Source organism: Burkholderia sp. Bp9031 (genome assembly GCF_003857965.1).
Classification (GTDB): Bacteria; Pseudomonadota; Gammaproteobacteria; order Burkholderiales; family Burkholderiaceae; genus Burkholderia; species Burkholderia ambifaria_A.
In genome coordinates this window covers 1-566 of sequence record NZ_QTPW01000102.1, presented here as the reverse complement: position 1 = coordinate 566, position 566 = coordinate 1, and the positions used below count along the sequence as shown (strand labels likewise).

At 59.0% G+C, this 566-nt stretch carries 1 pseudogene; it reads right to left on the bottom strand.

The window, feature by feature from the left end:
• Nucleotides 1-566, bottom strand: a pseudogene (locus DIE15_RS37330) (peptidase M23); the annotation flags it as partial.

The window sequence follows — 566 nt, the reverse complement described above, 5'->3', positions numbered from 1 at the left end:
TTGTCTGCCGCCCAGTTGACCTGCATCCACGTCGCGCGCGCATTTGCCGCCAGAGTCTGGGACGGCGACAGGATGCGGCCAAAGCGCAGCAGCTCGTAGCCATCGCTTGGACAAGGCGGATAAAGCGCCGTCGCACGCTTGTACAGATCGTATTCGTAGTCCTTTTCCTCGACGGGTTGCGGCGTGAGCAGCGTGCGAGTGCCGTCTTGCGCCAGACTCCAGACATTGGTGTATTTCGAGCCAACGCTGAAGTAGGTCTCAACGAGCAACGGCAGGGAGTTTGAGCCCTCTTGACCGGGCTTGAATTCAATCCCATGCAACTTGTTGCGGGCATCGGCCTTCTCAGGCAAACGGCGAAACCTGCTGCCTGCCGGAATGACGAAATACGCATGCCCCCACCAGTCCGTTCCGGTTGGCGGGTTGGGCGTGCCGTTACCCAGCTGCGTACGCCCGAAATACGCGTCGAAATCCTTCGGCAACATGAAGATCTCGAAATGCAAATGCGGCATACCCTCATATTCGCCACGCCACCCCAACACATCCTTGCGCCGAACCTTCTTGCCCTC